The organism is Aeromonas salmonicida (assembly GCF_028355655.1).
In the GTDB taxonomy this organism is placed as follows: Bacteria; Pseudomonadota; Gammaproteobacteria; order Enterobacterales; family Aeromonadaceae; genus Aeromonas; species Aeromonas salmonicida.
Genome location: NZ_CP110645.1, coordinates 407,596 through 426,392 on the forward strand (window position 1 = coordinate 407,596; position 18,797 = coordinate 426,392).

Consider the following 18,797-nt stretch of genomic DNA (forward strand, 5'->3'; position numbering starts at 1 on the left):
GTGCTAAGATGGCCTGCCAACGACCATCTGGTCCGGAATATGAGCTGTTAAGCGGATACGCCCATGATTAGACAAAGAACCTTGAAAACGAGTGTCCAGGCCACTGGTGTTGGCCTGCATTCGGGCCGGAAAGTCACAATGACGTTCCGTCCGGCGCCTGTTAACACAGGGATCGTTTACTTGCGTACCGATCTTGATCCTGTGGTAGCGCTGCCAGCCAATGCCGATCAGGTGCGCGATACCGTGCTTTGTACCGCTTTGGTCAACGAAGCCGGTGTCCGTGTCTCTACCATTGAGCACCTCTCTGCCGCGCTGGCCGGGATGGGGATCGACAACCTCTATGTGGAGGTTGACGCCCCCGAGATCCCGGTGATGGACGGCAGTGCGCACCCCTTTATCTACCTGCTGCAAGAAGTCGGTATCCGTGAGCAAAATGCTGCCAAGCAGTTTGTGAGGATCAAGCAGAGCATCCGGGTTGAAGACGGCGACAAGTGGGCGGAATTCCACCCCTATCGCAACGGCTTCAAAATGGATCTCGAGATCGATTTCCAGCATCCGGTATTTGAAGGACGCAATCAGCGTTGCGTGCTGGACTTCTCCGGTGCTTCTTTCGTGAAAGAGATCAGTCGTGCCCGTACTTTTGGCTTCATGCGTGACATCGAGTACCTGCGTTCCCAGAACCTGGCATTGGGCGGAAGCCTGGAAAATGCCGTTGTGCTGGATGACTACCGGGTACTGAACGAAGATGGCTTGCGTTATGAAGATGAATTCGTCAAACACAAAATGTTGGATGCTATCGGTGACCTTTATATGTGCAACCGCAGCATCATCGGCGAATTCCGTGCCTACAAGACCGGCCATGCTCTGAACAACAAGCTGCTGCGTGCCTTGCTGGCCAAGCAGGAGGCCTGGGAACTGGTGACCTTCGAGGGTGAGGGGGCCAAAGCGCCTATCGCTTACTACGATAACGGTCTGGTTCTGGCCTGATAGCTGTGCAACAGGACGTCGGTCATCTCTCCGCACCGACGTCCTGTCATTCATTTTTCCATCCTGATACCGATACCGATTATCTCCCGGTTTTATTTCCCGTGCAGGCTCCTGGCCTCACCTGACCGAGCAGACAGATTTCTATGAGCATTACCCTGATCCTCAACGGCAAGCAGCGACGCAAGTTGCATTTGCCCAAACAACGTCTGGCCTGGGTCGGCGGAATCCTCTTCTCTGTATTGGCCCTGGGTGGCGGCTGGCTCTGGCAGAGCTGGCACCAGAAAATGGATGCGCTCGAAGTGGCGCTGGCCATGGCCGAACAACAGACATCCACTCAAGGGGCAGATGAAGCCCGCGAACAGCTTGCCATGCTGGCCGCCCAAGTGGGCACCATGCAGGGGCAGTTGGGTCGTATCAATGCGCTCGGTGAACGCTTGACCGAGCAGGCAGACCTCGATCCCGAGGAGTTCAATTTCAAGGAACTGCCCCCTATGGGCGGTCCTTCCTATGATGTGGATCTGGAAGTCAACCTGAATGAATTGCAGGATTCCATGAAGCATCTCAGCCAGCAGCTCAGCAGTCGTGAAGAGCAGCTGTCGGTACTTGAATCTTTCATCATGAATCACCATATAGCCGATGCCGGTTTTATTTCAGGCTCGCCTGTCAAACAGGAGCGGGTCTGGATCTCGTCAGGCTTTGGTGGTCGGGTCGACCCGTTCAACGGTCGCGCCAAGATGCATAAAGGGGTCGATTTCCGTGGCAAGCCCGGTACCCCTATTTTGGCGACGGGCCCGGGCATCATCAGCTGGGCAGGCCGCCATCCGGAATTTGGCAACATGGTGGAAGTGAACCATGGCAATGGTTTGGTGACCCGCTATGCCCACAACTCCAAGTTGCTGGTTGAAGTGGGCACGCTAGTCGATCAGGGTCAGAAGATTGCCTTGATGGGACGCACCGGTCGCGCGACCGGGGTCCATTTGCATTACGAAGTATTGAAAGACGGTCGTCAGGTCAACCCCGCACGCTTTCTCAACGCCAGACGGGGTTAGGTTTTTTTCTCCAGGTTCCAGTGACGGAACACTTAACTATAACCAGAAATAGTTGGTACCCATGATTAGCACACTGCTTACCAAGATTATCGGCAGCCGGAACGACAGAACGCTCAAGGCTTTGCGCAAAATTGTAAAACAGATCAATGCGATGGAGCCTCAGTTCGAGGCTTTGTCCGATAGCGAGTTGCAGGCCAAGACAGCTGAATATCGTCAGCGTCTGGAGCAGGGTGAGACGCTGGATCAGTTGCTGCCGGAAGCGTTCGCGACCGTGCGTGAGGCCTCCAAGCGGGTGTTTGGCATGCGTCACTTCGACGTCCAGCTGATCGGCGGCATGGTGCTTGACTCCAACCGCATCGCTGAAATGAAAACCGGTGAGGGCAAGACGCTGACTGCTACCTTGCCGGCCTATCTGAATGCCCTGAGCGGTCGTGGTGTACACGTGGTGACGGTGAACGACTATCTGGCCAAGCGTGATGCCGAGGCTAACCGCCCCCTGTTCACCTTCCTCGGCATGACGGTCGATTGCAACGTGCCTGGCATGGATGCGTCCCAGAAGCGTGACGCTTATGCTGCAGATATTACCTACGGTACCAACAACGAATTCGGTTTTGATTACCTGCGTGACAACATGGCGTTCTCGCCAGAGCAGCGTGTCCAGCGTCCGCTCAACTACGCGCTGGTGGATGAAGTCGACTCCGTGCTCATCGATGAAGCCCGTACCCCGCTGATTATCTCAGGCCCGGCCGAAGACAGCTCCGCCCTCTACATCCAGGTCAACAAGCTGATCCCACAACTGATCAAGCAGGACAAGGAAGATACCGAAGAGTACACAGGCGAAGGTCACTACACGGTAGACGAGAAGAACCGTCAGGCCCTGCTGACCGAAAATGGTCAGATTTTCGTGGAAGAGCTGCTCAAGCGAGAAGGGCTGCTGGCCGAAGAGGACTCTCTGTTCTCCGCGACCAACATCAGCCTGCTGCACCACGTCAACGCCGGTCTGCGTGCCCACACTCTGTTTGAGCGCAACGTCGACTACATAGTGCAAAAAGACGAGATCGTCATCGTTGACGAACACACCGGCCGTACCATGCCGGGTCGCCGCTGGTCTGATGGCCTGCACCAGGCCGTCGAGGCGAAGGAAGGGGTCAAGATCCAGAACGAGAACCAGACTCTGGCCTCTATCACCTTCCAGAACTACTTCCGTCTCTATGACAAGCTGGCGGGCATGACGGGCACGGCGGATACCGAAGCCTTTGAATTCCAGCAGATTTACGGCCTGGATACAGTGGTTATCCCGACCAACAAGCCGATGGTGCGTAAAGACATGGGCGATCTGGTCTATCTGACCGCCCAGGAGAAATACGCCGCCATCGTCGAAGACATTCGCGGTTGCGTCTCCCGTGGTCAGCCGGTGCTGGTGGGTACTGTCTCCATCGAAAACTCAGAGCTGCTCTCCGGCATCCTGACCAAGGAGAATATTCCGCACAAGGTACTGAACGCCAAGTTCCACGCCATGGAAGCGGAAATCGTGGCTCAGGCAGGTCAGCTTGGCGCCGTTACTATCGCCACCAACATGGCCGGTCGTGGTACCGACATAGTGCTGGGTGGCAACTGGCAGGCCGAGATTGCCCAGCTGGATAACCCGACCGACGAGCAAATCGCCGAGCTGAAAGCGGCCTGGCAGGTGCGTCACGATGAAGTGCTGGCCGCAGGTGGTCTGCACATTATCGGTACCGAGCGCCACGAATCCCGTCGTATCGACAACCAGCTGCGCGGCCGTTCCGGTCGTCAGGGTGACCCGGGCTCCTCCCGTTTCTATCTCTCCATGGAAGATACCCTGATGCGGATCTTCGCCTCCGATCGCGTGACTGGCATGATGAAGAAGCTGGGCATGGAAGAGGGCGAGGCCATCGAGCACCCTTGGGTAACCAAGGCCATCGAAAATGCCCAGCGCAAGGTGGAAGGTCGCAACTTCGATATCCGCAAGAGCTTGCTCGAATTCGATGACGTGGCAAACGACCAGCGCAAGGTGGTCTATGAGCAGCGCAACGAGCTGCTGGATACCAACGACATCTCCGAGACCATCCACGTCATCCGTGACGACGTCTATGGCGCCGTGATCGACGAATACATTCCGCCCCAGTCTCTGGAAGAGATGTGGGATGTGCCGGGTCTGGAAGCGCGTCTGAAAGCCGATTTCGGGCTGGATCTGCCGTTGCAGCAGTGGCTGGCGGAAGATGACAAGCTGTATGAAGAGAAGCTGCGCGAGCGCATTCTGGACGAAGCCACCAAACTCTATGCCCACAAGCAGGAACTGGTCGGTGTCGAGGTGCTGCGCAACTTCGAGAAGGCGGTGATGCTGCAAACTCTGGATGGCCTGTGGAAGGAGCATCTGGCGGCCATGGATCACCTGCGTCAGGGCATCCATCTGCGCGGCTACGCCCAGAAGAACCCCAAGCAGGAGTACAAGCGCGAGTCTTTCGATCTGTTCACCCAGATGCTGGAAACTCTCAAGCGCGACGTGGTCAGCATACTGAGCCGTGTTCAGGTGCAGGAGCGTGACGTGGAAGCCCTGGAAGAGCAGCAGCGCCAGCAGTCCGAAGCCGCTCCCCGCACTTACACCCATGCCACCGCAGAGAGCCAGTTGGCCGATGAAGAGGGCGCAGGCGAAGAGGGTCACACCACCTTCGTGCGGGATGAGCAGAAGATCGGTCGCAACGATCCCTGCCCCTGTGGCTCCGGCAAAAAATACAAGCATTGCCACGGTCAGTTGACCTGATCGCACAGTGACGCTTCATGCACCGCCTCTGGGCGGTGCATTTGTTTCAGGGCGGCAAAAGGGGAGGGAAGACCATGAGCAAAATGCCGACAGGATGGGATGCCAGTGCCCATGAGCACTGGCTTGGAGGACAGAGACAGACTGCAATCCAGCAACTGCTGACAAAGCTGAATAGTACTGCGGCAAAGCCAGTGGCATTGCAGCTGCAATTTGCCTATTACCTCTTCTTGTGTGATGACCCTGCCTCTGCCGCGCAGGTGCTGGAGATGGCGCATCAGGCGGCTCCTGATAACGACGAGGTGCTGCGCAATCTCTGCGTCTGTCTGTCACGTTCGGGTCAGCATGAACATGCGGTGGAGAGGCTGCAAACCCTGCTGGTACGCACACCTGAGGATTTCCATGCCCTGGATGGGTTGTGCACCTCGCAAGCCAAACGTGGACGCTATGTCGAGGCGGCTGCCGCCGGAACCAGGGCGCTGATCCTGAAGGATAGGGCGGTCCGCCAGCAGCCACAGGGCTGGTCATTACCCGATGGAGAGCCTGATACCTGGCTGGCAGGACGCGCCGGCAAGCAGAATGTCATCGCCTTCTCTCTGTGGGGCAGCGCGCCCCGCTATTTGCGCGGAGCTGTCGACAATGTGCTGGCTGCGTCCTACCTCTATCCGGGGTGGAGCACTCGTTTCTACGTGGATGAGAGCGTGCCGTCGACGCTGCTTGCCACTCTTGGGGAATTGGGTGCCGAGGTGTGCATACAAGCGTCCGGTCAATCCCTGCGCCAGCGCCTGTGCTGGCGCTTTCAGGTGGCCAACGACCCGCAAGTAGGCCGCTTTCTGGTGCGGGATGTGGATTCAGTGCCGGGCGTGCGAGAGAGGGTTGCCGTTGATGGCTGGCTTGCATCGGGCCGCTGGTTTCATATCATGCGGGACTGGTGGAGCCATACCGACCTGATCTTGGCGGGTATGTGGGGTGGGGTGGCCGGCGTGTTGCCGCCGCTGGCGCCCTTGCTGGATACCTATCAACCGGAGGCGATGGAAACGCCGAACATAGACCAATGGTTTCTGCGTGACACTCTCTGGAGCTATCTGGCCCAGAGCTGTCTGGTTCATGACCGTTGCTTCACCCCGCCAGGGGCCATCCCCTGGCCCCTTCCCGCACCTGACGGGACTGAACATGTGGGGCAGGATATCTTTACGGCGCAAGGGGCGCTGCAAGCTCGTCGGCTGGCCCCCTGGATAGCCACATTGCCGTGTTTACGTTGAGGACAATGATGGAACAGAAAAAACGGATCTGGGTGGCGGTTGGCGTCATCGAGAATGAGCAGGGCGATATCTTCATCGCCAAGCGCTCTTCAGACCGCCATCAGGGCGATCGCTGGGAGTTCCCGGGTGGCAAGGTAGAGGCGGGGGAAGACCTGCTCACCGCGCTGGACAGGGAGTTGTGGGAAGAGATCGGTATCCGGGTGCTGGATTGCGCTCCCTTCATGGAGCTGCATCATGACTACCCCGAGAAGCAGGTGTTGCTGGATATCTGGAAGGTGACCCGTTTTAGCGGTGAGCCGTTTGGCAAGGAGGGGCAGGAGTGCCTGTGGGTGCCGCTGGCATCACTGCATGAATACCAGTTCCCGGATGCCAACGGTCCTATCGTGGGGCGGCTGCAAGCCTCTCTGGCGATCTGATTGACCCTGGCTAAGTCATCGCTACGGATTTGACTGCAATTAAAAAAGGGCCTTGTCGGCCCTTTTTTGTGTGCGGCTCACTGCCACTGCTCACCTTCATCCGGGTAAGGCAGCAGGTCCGGGTTGATGGGGCCCGGGATTCGTTTTTCTTCATCCGCCCATTCGCCAAGATCGATCAGCTGGCAGCGCTTGCTGCAGAAGGGGCGGAACGGGCTCTGCGGCCCCCATTCCAATTCGGTTTTACACGTCGGGCACTTTACTTTGGTGACCATGGTTACTCCTTAGCAGCAGGCGAGCTGGAAGGGAACGTCGCCAATCTGTTGCTCTGTAGTGGGCAGGAAGCGCAGCGCGAAACGGTTCTTGTGGCCGCTCAGCGTCGGATAGCACTGCTGGGCATCGGGCAGGCGGATGCGGATCAGTTCCGCATTCTCGGCAGTATCCTGGAAGAAACCATTGGTAGCGATCTCGTCGCTGAAGTTGCCGGATTCACGCCATAGCCGCAGCAATAGGGTAATGGCATTCATCAGCAGATTGATGTCGCTGAGCCAAAGTTGCATCTGCTGGTTGCGAACCATCGTCGGCGTACCCAACCAGTGGTGCAGTTGCGGTACATCGAAGGCGCACAGACCGCCGGGAATGGAGAAGCGCTGACGGATGGAGCCGAGCAGTCTATCCTCTTTCAGCCGAGCGCCGGGGCGTGAGGCACTGAGCAGGTTGCGAGAGAGCTGGGTGCTCTCCTGCTGCATCTGTTTGATCTGTTCCAGATCGACATCCGGCAGACTGGCCCAGTGGCTCAGACGCTGGCCGAGACGCTCCAGATCCTTGATGAGATCGGCTCGCAGGTCTCCGCGCTCCAGCAATTCTTGCAGATCGAACAACCCCTTGAAGAAGGCGATGTGTGCCCAGGACTGGTCACTGTCCAGATTGTCGCGGATCTGGGAAAAGAGAGACTCCAGACGAAGATAGGTCCGGCTTTTTTCATTGAGGGGAAAATCGTAAATCATGCCTAATCCTGGCCAGCCATAAACCGGCCTAGTGTACTCACACTTGACTGGCTTGTTGAGAGGCAAATGCCATATATGTCTCGTGCAGCGCTAAAATCCGGCGCTTTATGGTCTCGGCTGCGTCATTTTGGTTGTCCAGCACGTCATCGGCTACCGCGAGCCGCTCGGCACGGCTTGCCTGTGCAGCGAGAATGGCCTCTGCTTGCGCCCGGCTAACGCCATCCCGGCGGCAGGTCCGCTCAATCTGGGTTGCCTCATCCACGTCGATCACCAGCACCCGGTTGGCCAGCTGGGTAAGTCTGTTCTCGATCAGCAGCGGCACCACCAGCAGGCAATAGGGCAAGCGTGCGTTGGCGCACTGGCGCAGCATCTCCTGGCGGATCAGCGGATGGAGCAGGCCGTTGAGCCATGCCTTGGCGTCAGGATCGCTGAATACCCGCTCCCGCAGGCGGCGCCGATCGAGCTGCCCCTGCGGATCCAGCATCTCGGGGCCAAACTGGGCTGCGATGGCGGCCAGGGCCGGTGTGCCGGGCTCCACGACTTCGCGAGCGATGACGTCCGCATCCACTATGTCTATGCCAAGCTCGGCAAACTGGTTGGCAATGGTGGTTTTGCCGCTGCCAATACCGCCTGTGATTGCAACGATATACATGGGTCAGTACACCCTTTTTCAGAGGATAGTGGAGAGATACCAGCGGGTGATGCTATCGCCCCAGAGCAGTGCGATCCAGCCTGCGATGGCGAGATAGGGGCCAAAGGGGATGGGTTTGCTCTGGTGATGGTTGCGCAGCAAAATGAGGCCAATGCCGAAGATGGCGCCGACCAGAGAAGAGAGCAGCAGTACTATGGGCAGCGCCTGCCAGCCAAGCCAGGCTCCCAGCGCTGCCAGCAGTTTGAAGTCCCCATAGCCCATGCCCTCCTTGCCGGTAAGCAGCTTGAAGGCCCAGTAGAGGCTCCACAGCACCAGATAGCCTGCCATGGCGCCGATGACAGCATCGCCGAGAGGCACGTATCCGCCAAGCAGGTTGAACAGCAGCCCGCCCCACAGTAGCGGCAAGGTGAGCTGGTCCGGCAGCAGCATCTTGTCCAGATCGATAAAGGTGAGCGCCACCAGCACCCAGGTCAGCAGGAGGGCAGCCAGCGTGCCCCAGCCAGGGGTGAGCGTCATGGCAACCACCACAGAGAGCAGAGCGGTCAGCAGCTCCACCAGCGGATAGCGAGCCGAAATGGCGGCCTGGCAGCCCCGGCAGCGACCTTTGAGCCAGAGCCAGCTCAGCAGGGGAATGTTTTCCAGGGCCGTTATGGGGTGATTGCAGTGAGGGCAGCAGGAGCGCGGCACCATCAGATTGTAGCGCTCGTCAGCTTCTGGCTGCGGCGTGTCTGAACTGAAATAGCTGCGATATTCGGCCTGCCACTCCCGTTCCAGCATGATGGGCAGGCGGTGGATCACCACGTTGAGAAAGCTGCCGATCATCAGGGAGAAGAGAAATACCAGCGAGAAGTAGAGCCATGGCAAGCCGTGTGCCAGCTCGAGAAGAAGTGTCATAACCAACCGTCTGTCATGAAATTGGGAAAAGGGCATGCCGTTGTGAGTGCACACCCTCGCGGATCAGCCTACCACGTCACCCAGCTTGAAGATGGGCAGGTACATGGCAACGACCATACCGCCGACCAGTACCCCCAGCACCACCATGATGAGAGGCTCCAGCAGGCTGGTGAGGCCGTCGACCAAGTCATCGACCTCTTGCTCGAAGATGGTCGCGACCTTGGAGAGCATATCATCGATGGCGCCTGACTCCTCACCGATCATCACCATCTGGATCACCATATCGGGGAAGAGATCCACGGTGCGCATGGCCACGTTAATCTGCATGCCGGCTACCACCTCGTTGCGAATGGCCATGACGGCGGTGCGATAGACATAGTTGCCTGAGGCGCCGGCGGCCGAGATCAGTGCATCCACCAGGGGTATGCCCGCCGAGAAGGTGGTGGAGAGGGTGCGGGCGAAGCGGGCCATGGCCGCCTTGTGCAGTATCATGCCCACCACGGGAATGGTGAGGATGAACTTGTCTGTGTTGTCTTTGACTTTCTGGGATGCGCGCCATGCTCGTACATAAAGGAAAATGCCAAGCCCTATCCCGCCAAAAATCACATACCACCAATTCTGCATGAAGCGGGAGATGCCGATGACAAACTGGGTGAAGATGGGCAGCTCGGCACCAAAGCTCTTGAAGATGTCCTCGAACTGCGGGATGACGAACAGCAGCAGTATGGAGGTGACGACGATGGCGACCAGGATGACCATGGCGGGATAGAACATCGCCTTCTTGATCTTGGACTTGAGCGCTTCCGATTTTTCTCTATAGGTGGCGATGCGATCGTAGATGGTTTCCAGGGCGCCGGATTGCTCGCCCGCTTCCACCAGATCGCAATAGAGCGCATCAAAGTGGCGAGGGTGGCGGCGCAGGGCATCTGACATCGGGGTGCCTGTCTCCACATCGGCAGCGATCTGGCCCATCAGCTCGCGCATGGCGGCTTTTTCATGGCTGCGGGCTATGATCTGCAGGCTCTGTACCAGAGGTACCCCGGCGGAGAGCATTGTGGTGATCTGACGGGAAACGATGGCGATATCCATCGGTTTGATCCTGGCGCCACCCTTGGAAAAAAGCCCCTGGCTCTTTTTGCTCACTCTGGTGACATTGACCCCCTGCTTGCGCAGTTCGGCCTTGACCGTATTGATGCTGTCGGCCTGCAGCTCGCCGGATACCTTCTGACCCTTGCGATTTACCCCGCTCCAGCGGAAGGCAAAGACTTTCTTGGGGGCATTCTGTTTTTGCGTTAGCGTTGCCATCACTGCATCCTGCAATTGGGCGCTGGCATCCGACTCTCTTGTTGCCTGGATGCTCTGGCCTGATGGGAATCGTCAAGGACGCCGGTTCGGCATCACCTGGATCAGTCAGTCTGATTGAAAATGGTCTGTCAGTTGGTGGTCACCCGGTTGATCTCTGCCAGGCTGGTCACCCCCAGGCGGGCCTTCTCCAGGCCCGAGACACGCAGGGTTCGCATCCCCTCTTTCTGGGCAATCGCTGCAATTTGCAGGGAGTTGGCTCCTTGCATGATCAATTTTGCAATGTTTTCAGACATTAGCATGATTTCGTAGATACCGACCCGACCCTTGTAGCCCCCCGAGCACTCTTTGCAGCCTACCGGTTTGAACAGGCGCAAGCCGGCGGCCAACTGCTGCTGGGTGAAGCCCAGCTCCAGCAGTTCAGCCTCGGGCACCACTTCCGGCGCCTTGCAGTGATCGCAGAGCTTGCGAGCGAGGCGCTGGGCCATGATGAGGGTTACCGAAGAGGCGATGTTGAAGGCCGGAACCCCCATGTTCATCATCCGGGTCAGGGTTTCGGCAGCCGAGTTGGTGTGCAGGGTGGAGAGCACCAGGTGGCCGGTCTGGGCGGCTTTGATGGCAATCTCGGCGGTTTCCAGATCCCGGATTTCCCCCACCATTACCACATCGGGATCCTGGCGAAGAAAGGAGCGCAGGGCGCTGGCGAAGGTCAGCCCCGCCTTGGGATTGACTTGTACCTGGTTGACGCCGGGCAGGTTGATCTCCACTGGGTCTTCGGCGGTAGAGATGTTGACCTCTGTGGTGTTGAGAATATTGAGGCCGGTATAGAGAGAGACAGTCTTGCCAGAGCCGGTCGGGCCTGTCACCAATATCATGCCCTGGGGCTTGGAGAGGGCACGCAGATACTGTGCCTTCTGCCGGTCGTCGAAGCCGAGCTGTTCGATATTGAGTCGCGCTGCGGAAGAGTCCAGCAGACGGATAACGATCTTCTCGCCCCACATGGTGGGCAGTGTGTTGACCCGCATATCCATGGATTTGTTGCGCGACAGCTTTAACTTGATGCGACCATCCTGGGGCAGCCGTCGCTCTGCGATATCGAGTCGCGCCATCACCTTGAGGCGGGCCGAAAAGCGGTTGGCCAGATTGACTGGCGGCGTCGCTATTTCGTGCAGTATGCCGTCTATACGAAAGCGGATACGGTACTTGGTCTCATAGGGTTCGAAGTGCAGATCCGAGGCGCCGCGCTTGATGGCATCCATCATGATTTTATTGATGTATTTGACGATGGGGGCATCGTCGTCGGCGGTATTGACGCTCTCATCGAGGCGGGAGTTTTCGTCCGAGACTTCCAGCTCGGAGATCTCCGACTCGTCGATCTCCTCCATGCCGAGGGCATCCTGCTCGCTTTCCAGCAGCTTGCCGATGGCGGCGGTGAGCTTGTTCTCTTCCACCAGCAGGGCTTCGGTATGGAGTCCGAAGCTGAAGCCAAAATCCTCCAGTGCCGACACATTGGTCGGGTCCGACATGGCGATATAGAGGGTGTGGCCCTGGGTGTAGATGGGCAGCACATGGTGTTTCTCAATCAGCTTCTGATTGAGGTACTTCTGCGGGATCTCGGCCAGGTCGAAGGCGGCAAGATCCAGCAGAGGTACCCCATATTCCAGCTCGCAAAAATCCGCCAGCGCCTTGCTGTCGAGGATCTCGTTTTCAATCAGAAATGTCACGAAGGGTTTGCGCTGGGCCTTGGCTTGGCTCAGGTAACGCTGTGAGTCGGACTCACTGAGCAGGGATGAGGCGGCCAGGCTTAACGCCAGGCCGCTATTGGGGCTAGAGGTCATTATTATGGGCAGTAATCTGTTTGTGCTGTGCCATTGTCAGAGCAAGATTTTGCCCAGACCAGAGGAACACTGGCAGATGCGGTCAGAGTAAAAACATCAGTCGTTTTTAATGGAGCGAGAACTGTGTCGTTTATAGGGGCTGCTGCAATAGTAATTGCTGCACCATCAGTCGTTGTACCTGTATATGTTACGGATGAGTTACCAGAGGTTATTGCTCCGCTAGGCATCCCATTAACACTGTTATCGCATTGGGTTGTACCATAGGATTGCATACAGACTTCAACCTGAGTTTTTACTGCCCCAGTTGATGCAACTAGTTCTGTCATCTTGGCTTTTTTGGTGTAGTTCTGATACGCCGGCAGCGCGATGGCGGCCAGGATGGCGACGATCGCGACCACGATCATCAGTTCGATAAGGGTAAAGCCTGATTGCTTCTTCATGTCAAATATCCTTTTGTCCTTGGTTCCTGAGACGTGCTGGTGGAAAACTATCCACACGTCAGTATCTTATCCGAGCTGTTCGACTTGGCAACAGAGCGTATCGCCTTTGTTAACTAGTTTCCTGTCATTTGCGAATAACTTGATATAAATCATGGATGAAGAGCCTCTACTGGCTCTTTTTTACTGGCGGGATGGGGTCCATCATCACACTCCTTTGCTGAGGGATCCTGCATAAAGAAAAGGCGCCCGTGGCGCCTTTTGCAAGTCCTTCATCTTCTTATATGTCAGCCGAGCCATGATGAGATCGCGAGTCTTTCTCAGCTAGCCTTTCAGCTAAACAAAGCGCATGGAGAGATCCAGTGCCCGCACATGCTTGGTCAGTGCCCCTACCGAGATAAAGTCGACGCCGGTGGCGGCATATTCTGCCAGCGTGTCCAGCGTCACATTGCCGGAGACCTCCAGCTTGGCACGGCCCTGATTGAGGGTCACGGCTTCGCGCATCATGGGTACATCGAAGTTGTCCAGCATCACTATATCGGCGCCGGCAAGCAGTGCCTGTGCCAGCTCGGCCAGGGATTCGACCTCTACCTCAACCGGTTTGCCCGGATTGAGGCGGCGGGCTTCTGTGATGGCTTCGCTTATGCCGCCACAGGCAAGGATATGATTCTCCTTGATGAGGTAGGCGTCGAACAGGCCGATTCTGTGATTCTTGCCACCGCCACAAGTGACTGCGTATTTCTGGGCGGTGCGCAGCCCCGGCAGGGTTTTGCGGGTATCGAGCAGACGGCAGTCGGTGCCCGCCAGTTCGGCCACGTAGCGGGCGGTGAGTGTGGCAACACCCGAAAGGGTCTGCACGAAGTTCAGTGCGTTGCGCTCGCCGGTCAGCAAGACGCGGGCCGGGCCGTGCAGGCGAAACAGCTCCTGATTGGGAGAGAGCTGTTCGCCATCTTGCACTTTCCACTCCACCTTGACCTCACCGCCGAGCTGGGCAAACACTTCATCCACCCAGGGTTGGCCACAGAAGACGCCCGCCTCCCGGGTGATGACCCGGGCACTGGCAATGCGATCCGCCGGGATCAGCTGGGCCGTGATATCGGCGCTGGCATCCGGTTGATCGAGCGTGGTGAGGGCCTGACCTAGGTCTTCGAGTAGCGCGGCGCGCACGGCGCGGCTGATATCCTGTTGAAACATGCCTTTATTCCTGCAAGGGTCTGAGAAGCAACTGCCTGTCTTTTTGGCGCAATTCCAGCCGGCCGAGGGCATTCATGCCCACCAGGATCTCGTCCCCGCCGGCCGCTGGATTGATAAAGATGGGCAAATCGTACAAGGTCAGCGGACCCATCGCCAGGGTTTCGATCTGACCGGTCTGAACCTGGATGGTGCCGGCTGCCGTGTTGACACGGCTATGGCCGCTGGGGGTCAGCCCGATGCGCTTGGCCACATGCAGCGGCATGTGACCCGGGTTGCGCCCGTGTCCAGCAGCAGTTGCACCAGTTGGCCGTTGATGGCACCCTCCAGACGATAATGGCCGCTGGCATCGGCTTTGAGCAGCAGCTCGCCGCTGGCTGTCACGGTCGGTTGCGAGCTGTGGTGGAAATAGAGGGTCAGCAGCCCCATCAGAGAGAGCCAGGCCAGCAACCAGAAGCGGCGTGCCATAGGGTGCATATCCTTTCCTGCGTTGGGCAACAGAGGGCTCAGCCTATCACAGTTGCCTGACTGGATTCAGGCGATTGCGGCGACCGTGAGAGGCGGATCATCTTGCTGCCCAGTCGTCCCTTGTCAAGTGCGCCATTCCATTGCAGAACGAGTAGATGATGACCCAGCCTAAAGCAGTTTTTTCCATTGATTCAGACGGTTGGTGTGAGCAGGCGCGCAAGGTGCCGTCACCGCACCACAACGAGCGGGCCAGTGTGGACGATGTCTCCCTGCTGGTGGTACACGGTATCAGCCTGCCGCCAGGGGAGTTCGGCGGTCCCTGGATTGACGATCTCTTTCTGGGCCGGCTCGATCCGACCGTGCATCCCTATTTCGCCGGCATTCATCAGCTGCGGGTCTCGGCCCACTGCCTGATCCGGCGGGACGGTGAGTTGGTGCAATACGTACCGTTTGGCGCACGCGCCTGGCATGCCGGGATATCGAACTGGGAGGGGAGAGAGGCCTGCAACGATTTTTCCATCGGCATCGAGCTGGAGGGGACCGACGAGCAGCCCTACAGCGATGCGCAATATGAGGTGCTGTCGGGGCTCAGCCGAACCATATCTCGCCATTATCCTGCCATTACTGCGCAACGGATTGTCGGCCATTGTGATATCGCCCCCGGGCGCAAGACGGATCCGGGTGACAGTTTCGAATGGCAGCGCTATCGGCAAATGCTCAACTTTAAGTAAATATTCTAAAGATAAGTTAGTGTTTTTAAAATCAATGGCTTGCCTTTGTGGCAGGCCATTTTTTCCTGCTGTTGATCAAATGTTGCCTGTGAGCCAGCTCAAAAATATTGGTCAGACCAATTTCTATGAGCTAAATCATAAATCCCTCTTTTTACCCCTTAAGTGGCAAGGGTGAACCTTGATTCAGATCATCTTTTGGGTGGACTTTTTCCAAGCCCTCTGCTAATTTTCGCCCCATTCATGAAATTGGTAATACCAATTTAACAAAGTAGCCTCATGCCCTATCTCAAGATTACTCAACCCAAGCTGGCCGACGCCATTGTCGCCGAGTTGGAACAGATGATTCTGGAAGGCAGTTTGCAACCGGGCCAGAAGTTGCCGCCCGAGCGGGAACTCGCCATCCAGTTTCAGGTATCGCGCCCCTCCCTGCGCGAAGCCATCCAGCGCCTGGAAGCCAGAGGACTCTTGTATCGCCGTCAGGGCGGTGGCACTTACGTACAAAATGCCTTGAGCAAGGGGATCGCCGATCCCCTGTTCGAGCTGCTCAGCACCCACCCGGAAGCCCAGTATGACCTGCTGGAGTTTCGTCACGCGCTGGAAGGCATCTGTGCCTACTATGCTGCGTTGCGGGGAACCGATGCCGACTTCGAGCGGATACGCAATGCGCAGTCCGCCATCGAGGAAGCCGGCCAGCAAGGTTCGCTGGTCACCGAATCCGCCGCCGTTACCCAGTTTTATCTGGCGGTGGCCGAGGCGTCCCACAACGTGGTGCTGCTGCACCTGTTGCGGGCCATGGGCCCCATGCTTGAGCAGAACATTTTACGCAATAACGAAATTTTGAATCGCCGTCCGGGAGTGGTAGCCAAGATACGTCGCCATCGTGCGCATCTGATCGAGGCTATCCTGTCGGGGGCTCCGGAGCGGGCCAGGGCTGCTTGTCATGAGCACCTGGCCTTTATCGAGGACACCTTGTTGGATATGCAGAGGGAAGACAGCCGGATCCAGCGATCCATGCGTCGGATCCGTCAGCAGGAAAACTAATCCCACAAGGCTTTATTGTCGAATGCTTGCGCCCTTCGCCGTGCAATGCCGTGCAATCACAACAAAATAGGAACCAGCCATGTCTGATATCCTGAAGAACGATGTGGACCCGATAGAAACGCTGGAGTGGCTTGCCTCTCTGGAATCCCTGCTGCGTGAAGAGGGTCCGCAACGCGCTCAGTTCATTCTTGAACAACTGGCCGAGAAAGCCCGCGTGAGCGGTGTGGACGTGGCTGCCAAGGCGAATCGCGACTACATCAACACCATCCCGTCCAGTGACGAACCGGCTTATCCGGGCGATCTGGAGATGGAGCGTCGCATCCGCGCCATCATCCGCTGGAACGCCATGATGATAGTGCTGCGCGCCTCCAAGAAAGACCTGGACCTCGGTGGTCACATGTCTTCCTTCGCTTCCTCTGCGACCATCTACGAAGTTTGCTACAACCACTTCTTCCGCGCTCGCAGCGAGAAGGACGGTGGTGATCTGGTTTACTTCCAGGGTCACATTTCCCCGGGCATCTACGCCCGTGCGTTCGCTGAAGGTCGTCTGACCGAAGATCAGCTGGACAACTTCCGTCAGGAAGTGGACGGCAAGGGTATCCCTTCCTATCCGCACCCGAAACTGATGCCGGACTTCTGGCAGTTCCCGACCGTTTCCATGGGTCTGGGCCCCATCGCCGCCATCTATCAGGCTCGCTTCCTGAAGTACCTGACCGACCGTGGCATCAAGGATTGCTCCGAGCAGACCGTTTACGCCTTCCTGGGTGACGGTGAGATGGACGAGCCGGAAGCCAAGGGTGCCCTGACCGTTGCCGTGCGTGAAAAGCTCGACAACCTGGTCTTCGTGGTCAACTGCAACCTGCAGCGTCTGGACGGTCCGGTCGTAGGTAACGGCAAGGTCATCAACGAGCTGGAAGGCCTGTTCGCAGGTGCCGGCTGGGATGTCACCAAGGTTATCTGGGGTCGCAAGTGGGATGATCTGCTGAAGAAAGACACGTCCGGCAAGCTGATCCAGCTGATGAACGAAACCGTGGACGGCGACTATCAGACCATGAAGTCCCGCGATGGCGGCTACGTGCGTGAGCACTTCTTCAACCGTTACCCGGAAACCGCCGCGCTGGTCAAAGACATGACCGACGAGGAGATCTTTGCCCTGAACCGCGGTGGTCACGATCCCCGTAAACTGTTTGCCGCTTTCTCCAAAGCTGCAGCGACCAAGGGCAAGCCGACTGTCATCCTGGCCAAGACCATCAAGGGTTACGGCATGGGCGAAGCGGCCGAAGGCAAGAACATTGCCCACCAGGTCAAGAAGATGGATCTGGGCTCTGTGCGTCACCTGCGCGATCGTTTCAGCCTGCCGGTCACCGACGAGCAGCTGGAAAACCTGCCGTACCTGAAGATCGAAGAGGGTACCGAAGAGCACAAATACCTGCACGCCCGCCGTGCCGCGCTGAAGGGCTATGTACCGACCCGTCTGCGTGAGACCACCACCAAGCTGGACATTCCGGCGCTGGAGACCTTTGGTCCCCTGCTGGGCGAGCAGGCCCGCGAGATCTCCACCACAATGGCGTTCGTGCGTTCCCTGAATGTGCTGCTGAAAGACAAGTCCATCGGCAAGCGCATAGTCCCGATCCTGGCTGACGAAGCCCGTACCTTCGGTATGGAAGGTCTGTTCCGCCAGATCGGCATCTACAGCCCGCACGGTCAGCAGTACACCCCGCAAGACCGCGACATCGTCTCCTACTACAAGGAAGACAAGCAGGGTCAGGTTCTGCAAGACGGTATCAACGAGCTGGGCGCCATGTCCTCCTGGCTGGCTGCTGCGACCTCTTACAGCACCAACGATTGCCCGATGATCCCGTTCTACATCTACTACTCCATGTTCGGCTTCCAGCGCGTCGGCGACATGGCGTGGGCAGCCGGTGACCAGCAAGCCCGTGGCTTCCTGCTGGGCGCGACCTCGGGTCGTACCACCCTTAACGGTGAAGGTCTGCAGCACGAAGATGGTCACAGCCATATCCTGGCGAACACCATCCCGAACTGCATCTCCTATGACCCGTCCTACGCCTATGAAGTAGCAGTTATCGTCCAGGACGGCCTGCGTCGCATGTACGGTGAGAAGCCGGAGAACGTCTTCTACTACATCACTACCCTGAACGAAAACTATGCCATGCCGGCCATGCCGGAAGGTGCAGAAGAGGGCATTCGCAAGGGTATCTACAAGCTGGAAACCGTTGCCGGCACCAAGGGCAAGGTACAGCTGCTGGGTTGTGGTTCTATCTTGGGTCATGTGCGCACCGCCGCCCAGATCCTGGCCAGCGAATACGGCGTGGGTTCCGACGTGTTCAGCGTCACCTCCTTCAACGAACTGGCCCGTGACGGTCAGGACGTGGATCGCTGGAACATGCTGCACCCGACCGCCGAGGCTCGCGTACCCTACATCGCGACCGTACTGGGTTCCGAAGCCACCATAGCCGCGACCGACTACATGAAGTCCTTCGCTGATCAGGTGCGTGCCTTCGTACCGACCGAGCACTACCGTGTGCTGGGTACCGACGGTTACGGCCGTTCCGACAGCCGTGCCAACCTGCGTCGTCACTTCGAAGTGAACGAATTCTACGTGGTAGTTGCTGCCCTGACTGAACTGGCCAAGCGCGGCGAGATCGACAAGCAGGTTGTGGCTGACGCCATCGCCAAGTACGGCATCGATGCCGACAAGGTCAACCCGCTGTACGCGTAAGAGGAT

The 18,797-nt window shown here is 57.8% G+C and carries 16 protein-coding genes and 1 pseudogene; 8 read left to right on the forward strand and 9 right to left on the reverse strand.

What is annotated here, in order from left to right; all coding sequences use genetic code 11:
- The first annotated feature begins 63 nt into the window (after positions 1–63).
- The 5 genes from lpxC (at position 64) to mutT (ending at position 6,493) form a co-directional block, all read left to right on the forward strand.
- Entirely contained in the window at positions 64–987 is a 924-nt protein-coding gene (gene lpxC / locus ONZ54_RS02035) for a UDP-3-O-acyl-N-acetylglucosamine deacetylase (protein WP_017412296.1), read from the forward strand.
- A gap of 143 nt (positions 988–1,130) precedes the next feature.
- Positions 1,131–2,036: a M23 family metallopeptidase gene (locus tag ONZ54_RS02040; protein WP_021140334.1), complete on the forward strand. Its 906-nt coding sequence runs from the start codon at positions 1,131–1,133 to the stop codon at positions 2,034–2,036.
- 61 nt (positions 2,037–2,097) lie between these two features.
- On the forward strand, positions 2,098–4,818 hold the full coding sequence (gene secA, locus ONZ54_RS02045; RefSeq protein WP_271787344.1) for a preprotein translocase subunit SecA: 2,721 nt from the start codon (positions 2,098–2,100) through the stop codon (positions 4,816–4,818).
- A gap of 74 nt (positions 4,819–4,892) precedes the next feature.
- Positions 4,893–6,077, forward strand: coding sequence for a tetratricopeptide repeat protein (locus ONZ54_RS02050; RefSeq protein WP_271787345.1), 1,185 nt, complete (start codon positions 4,893–4,895; stop codon positions 6,075–6,077).
- An 8-nt stretch (positions 6,078–6,085) separates the two neighbouring features.
- A complete protein-coding gene (mutT, locus tag ONZ54_RS02055; RefSeq protein ID WP_099994491.1) occupies positions 6,086–6,493 on the forward strand; it encodes an 8-oxo-dGTP diphosphatase MutT in 408 nt (135 codons plus the stop codon).
- Positions 6,494–6,570: 77 nt separating this feature from the next.
- Here mutT and yacG read toward each other — a convergent pair whose 3' ends face one another.
- From yacG to ONZ54_RS02100, 9 genes and pseudogenes are all read right to left on the reverse strand, one after another.
- Positions 6,571–6,765 carry a DNA gyrase inhibitor YacG gene (gene yacG, locus ONZ54_RS02060; RefSeq protein WP_005314167.1) on the reverse strand — a complete coding sequence of 65 codons (195 nt, stop codon included), beginning with the start codon at positions 6,763–6,765 and terminating at the stop codon, positions 6,571–6,573.
- 9 nt (positions 6,766–6,774) lie between these two features.
- A complete protein-coding gene (gene zapD, locus ONZ54_RS02065) occupies positions 6,775–7,497 on the reverse strand; it encodes a cell division protein ZapD (RefSeq protein ID WP_005314166.1) in 723 nt (240 codons plus the stop codon).
- Between the two features lie 37 nt (positions 7,498–7,534).
- On the reverse strand, positions 7,535–8,149 hold the full coding sequence (coaE, locus tag ONZ54_RS02070) for a dephospho-CoA kinase (protein WP_271787346.1): 615 nt from the start codon (positions 8,147–8,149) through the stop codon (positions 7,535–7,537).
- Between the two features lie 18 nt (positions 8,150–8,167).
- Positions 8,168–9,043, reverse strand: coding sequence for a prepilin peptidase (locus ONZ54_RS02075; RefSeq protein ID WP_125729778.1), 876 nt, complete (start codon positions 9,041–9,043; stop codon positions 8,168–8,170).
- Positions 9,044–9,106: 63 nt separating this feature from the next.
- Positions 9,107–10,348 carry a type II secretion system F family protein gene (locus tag ONZ54_RS02080; RefSeq protein WP_059113460.1) on the reverse strand — a complete coding sequence of 414 codons (1,242 nt, stop codon included), beginning with the start codon at positions 10,346–10,348 and terminating at the stop codon, positions 9,107–9,109.
- A gap of 128 nt (positions 10,349–10,476) precedes the next feature.
- Entirely contained in the window at positions 10,477–12,183 is a 1,707-nt protein-coding gene (gene tapB, locus ONZ54_RS02085; protein ID WP_058394588.1) for a PilB family type IVa pilus assembly ATPase TapB, read from the reverse strand.
- Between the two features lie 2 nt (positions 12,184–12,185).
- A complete protein-coding gene (locus ONZ54_RS02090) occupies positions 12,186–12,623 on the reverse strand; it encodes a pilin (protein WP_271787347.1) in 438 nt (145 codons plus the stop codon).
- Positions 12,624–12,956: 333 nt separating this feature from the next.
- Complete coding sequence (nadC, locus tag ONZ54_RS02095; protein WP_219614709.1) at positions 12,957–13,814, reverse strand: carboxylating nicotinate-nucleotide diphosphorylase; 858 nt, start codon at positions 13,812–13,814, stop codon at positions 12,957–12,959.
- Positions 13,815–13,818: 4 nt separating this feature from the next.
- A pseudogene (locus ONZ54_RS02100) lies at positions 13,819–14,288 on the reverse strand (retropepsin-like aspartic protease family protein).
- Between the two features lie 149 nt (positions 14,289–14,437).
- Between ONZ54_RS02100 and ampD the strand changes: the two are divergent.
- The 3 genes from ampD to aceE all read left to right on the forward strand — a co-directional run bounded on the left by ampD (position 14,438) and on the right by aceE (position 18,791).
- On the forward strand, positions 14,438–15,010 hold the full coding sequence (gene ampD / locus ONZ54_RS02105; RefSeq protein WP_271788237.1) for a 1,6-anhydro-N-acetylmuramyl-L-alanine amidase AmpD: 573 nt from the start codon (positions 14,438–14,440) through the stop codon (positions 15,008–15,010).
- A 276-nt stretch (positions 15,011–15,286) separates the two neighbouring features.
- A complete protein-coding gene (pdhR, locus tag ONZ54_RS02110) occupies positions 15,287–16,051 on the forward strand; it encodes a pyruvate dehydrogenase complex transcriptional repressor PdhR (protein WP_005314150.1) in 765 nt (254 codons plus the stop codon).
- A 79-nt stretch (positions 16,052–16,130) separates the two neighbouring features.
- Positions 16,131–18,791, forward strand: coding sequence for a pyruvate dehydrogenase (acetyl-transferring), homodimeric type (gene aceE / locus ONZ54_RS02115; protein ID WP_271787348.1), 2,661 nt, complete (start codon positions 16,131–16,133; stop codon positions 18,789–18,791).
- Positions 18,792–18,797: the final 6 nt, after the last annotated feature.

Coding starts and splice junctions, on each gene's coding strand:
- lpxC (WP_017412296.1), top strand. CDS start 64: ATGATTAGACAAAGAACCTTGAAAACGAGTGTCCAGGCCACTGGTGTT.
- aceE (WP_271787348.1), top strand. CDS start 16,131: ATGTCTGATATCCTGAAGAACGATGTGGACCCGATAGAAACGCTGGAG.
- ampD (WP_271788237.1), top strand. CDS start 14,438: ATGACCCAGCCTAAAGCAGTTTTTTCCATTGATTCAGACGGTTGGTGT.
- ONZ54_RS02080 (WP_059113460.1), bottom strand. CDS start 10,348: ATGGCAACGCTAACGCAAAAACAGAATGCCCCCAAGAAAGTCTTTGCC.
- zapD (WP_005314166.1), bottom strand. CDS start 7,497: ATGATTTACGATTTTCCCCTCAATGAAAAAAGCCGGACCTATCTTCGT.
- yacG (WP_005314167.1), bottom strand. CDS start 6,765: ATGGTCACCAAAGTAAAGTGCCCGACGTGTAAAACCGAATTGGAATGG.
- ONZ54_RS02050 (WP_271787345.1), top strand. CDS start 4,893: ATGAGCAAAATGCCGACAGGATGGGATGCCAGTGCCCATGAGCACTGG.
- nadC (WP_219614709.1), bottom strand. CDS start 13,814: ATGTTTCAACAGGATATCAGCCGCGCCGTGCGCGCCGCGCTACTCGAA.
- coaE (WP_271787346.1), bottom strand. CDS start 8,149: ATGTATATCGTTGCAATCACAGGCGGTATTGGCAGCGGCAAAACCACC.
- pdhR (WP_005314150.1), top strand. CDS start 15,287: ATGCCCTATCTCAAGATTACTCAACCCAAGCTGGCCGACGCCATTGTC.
- tapB (WP_058394588.1), bottom strand. CDS start 12,183: ATGACCTCTAGCCCCAATAGCGGCCTGGCGTTAAGCCTGGCCGCCTCA.
- ONZ54_RS02040 (WP_021140334.1), top strand. CDS start 1,131: ATGAGCATTACCCTGATCCTCAACGGCAAGCAGCGACGCAAGTTGCAT.
- ONZ54_RS02090 (WP_271787347.1), bottom strand. CDS start 12,623: ATGAAGAAGCAATCAGGCTTTACCCTTATCGAACTGATGATCGTGGTC.
- secA (WP_271787344.1), top strand. CDS start 2,098: ATGATTAGCACACTGCTTACCAAGATTATCGGCAGCCGGAACGACAGA.
- mutT (WP_099994491.1), top strand. CDS start 6,086: ATGGAACAGAAAAAACGGATCTGGGTGGCGGTTGGCGTCATCGAGAAT.
- ONZ54_RS02075 (WP_125729778.1), bottom strand. CDS start 9,043: ATGACACTTCTTCTCGAGCTGGCACACGGCTTGCCATGGCTCTACTTC.